The organism is Streptococcus parasanguinis (assembly GCF_001578955.1).
Classification (GTDB): Bacteria; Bacillota; Bacilli; order Lactobacillales; family Streptococcaceae; genus Streptococcus; species Streptococcus parasanguinis_U.
On record NZ_KQ969689.1, the window covers coordinates 724752 to 726825 of the forward strand.

The following is a 2074-nucleotide window of genomic DNA, read 5'->3' on the forward strand; positions in this document are numbered from 1 at the left end:
TATCTTTTATAAAAAGAGAGAGTTCAAGTTTTTTCATCTAATCTTACAATTTTTGAGTGTCATTCTAGCATTTTTCATTTGGTTCATTCTCCAGGTGTCTTTTACAGATTCAGCTAATACCATAATCCCTCCAATCCATCATAATTCGGAAATACGAAGGAATTATGTTGAAATCCCACATGGAGCGATCCCTATACGGAGTCGTGATTACTATGAACTGGTCAATCCCTTCATCATGAAGCTAGAAGTGAAATACATAGAAGATGGATGGTAAATCCATAGAAAGGAAATATATGTCACGTACAACGCCTACTATACTGTGCAATCTTTGCATGGTCGAAGATCTTAAAAATGGGAAAGTAGTCCTCCAATACCGCTCACCTGAAAAGACTCACTGGGCTGGCCATGCTTTTCCAGGTGGCCATATCGAAGAAGGAGAAAGCCTTGTAGAATCCGTCATTCGTGAAGTCTACGAAGAGACAGGACTGACAATTGCAGACCCAAAACTGGTCGCAGTCAAAGACTGGTCACTAGACGATGGAGGACGCTATATTGTCTTTTGCTACAAGGCAACAAGATTCTCAGGCCAGCTCAGATCATCTGAAGAAGGAGAAGTTTCTTGGGTTGAAAAAGACCAATTAGAACAGTTGGATTTATCCTACGACATGCTTCCTCTGCTAGAAGTGATGGAAGACCCGGACTTGTCTGAGTTATTTTATCGCAAACGGACAGACGATGATTGGGAAAAATTAAGATTTTAAGGATTTATTCAAATGATAAATTGTGGGTTATTAGAATTTTTAATAATGACAAAGATAAATATTGTAAATAGCTGTTTCAAAGTAAGAATAATATTGTCTATAAGATTCAATTGTAAAAATTATTTAAGAACCAAACAACTTTTATAAGAAATATCAATAAATAAATATATATTATTGACATTATCTAAAATAATGATAAAATACACCTGCGTAGATATAGATCAGGAGGTGGGGAAATGACATTATTAGCAAGTAGATTGCGAAGTAGAAGATTAGAATTGAAGTTGTCTCAATCAGAATTAGCTGAGGGAATCTGTAAACAGGGACAAATAAGTCGAATAGAAAAAGGAAAGTATAATCCTGGATCTGATATTCTTTATAAATTATCTCAGAAACTTAACGTTCCAATGGAATATTTCTTTGATGATAATATTTTAGCGGATAGTTCAATGCTTGGAAATTTTATAGATTTATCAAAAAAATTATTAAATCAAAGAGATTATTTCTCTCTAAAGTATTTATATGAACTAGAAAAAGAAAAAAAACATAAACTTCCATTGTATGATCAATCATACCTTTCATGGATAGAATCAATTATTCTTTTTCATTGTGATAATAAAAAAACGGAGGCTATAAAGAAGTTAGAAACATTATTAAATAAAATGTCAGAATCAGATAGAGATTATTTTATGTTTCTAAACAGTCTTCTTAATTTCTATTCTTATATAGATTTAGAAAATGAAAAAATAAGTGGGGAAATGTATCAAAAAATCATAATCCCACTCGAAAAATCTAATATATCAATAATGGAGAATTTTGAATTATTAGTTAAAGTGCGTTATAATTACTGTCGATATTTATGGATAGATAATCAAATCAAAGAAGCAATTTCTGAAATTTTGAAAACAATCGATATTTGTAAAAAATTTAATCACTTTTATTTATTACCGGACTTATTCTGTTTATTAGGTAACGTAAGTGAAGGGTTTGCAAAAAAAGACGAAGTGAAAAAATATTTTAAATTATCTGAGACGTTGTATAGTTTATCTGGAAATGAGAAAATGGCACTCACTATAGAAAACTATATAAAAAATAACTTAATTTAATAATGTGGTTGCAATACAATTGTTTATGTATTTATCTACGGCCTCGCCTAAAGGCGAGGTTTTTTTAGATATAATTATCATGTGAAGAAATAACTATAGTATATAACTTTAAAAAATAACAAAAAAATAATAATAATTATTGACAATGAATGCTTAAAGTGATACAATTCACTTGTAAAATGAAAGGGGTTACAAGTGATGAAGAAG

Annotated in this window: 2 protein-coding genes; both read left to right on the forward strand. The window is 30.6% G+C overall.

Features of this window, described 5'->3' with window-relative positions:
* Positions 1-293 precede the first annotated feature (293 nt).
* The gene (locus SPADD19_RS03480) at positions 294-761 is read left to right on the forward strand and encodes an 8-oxo-dGTP diphosphatase (protein ID WP_241496453.1); all 468 of its coding nucleotides are present in this window, start codon (positions 294-296) and stop codon (positions 759-761) included.
* 236 nt (positions 762-997) lie between these two features.
* Positions 998-1867, forward strand: a complete 870-nt coding sequence (locus tag SPADD19_RS03485; protein ID WP_061455219.1) for a helix-turn-helix domain-containing protein — start codon at positions 998-1000, stop codon at positions 1865-1867.
* The last annotated feature ends 207 nt before the right edge of the window (positions 1868-2074 follow it).

Coding starts and splice junctions, on each gene's coding strand:
- SPADD19_RS03485 (WP_061455219.1), top strand. CDS start 998: ATGACATTATTAGCAAGTAGATTGCGAAGTAGAAGATTAGAATTGAAG.
- SPADD19_RS03480 (WP_241496453.1), top strand. CDS start 294: ATGTCACGTACAACGCCTACTATACTGTGCAATCTTTGCATGGTCGAA.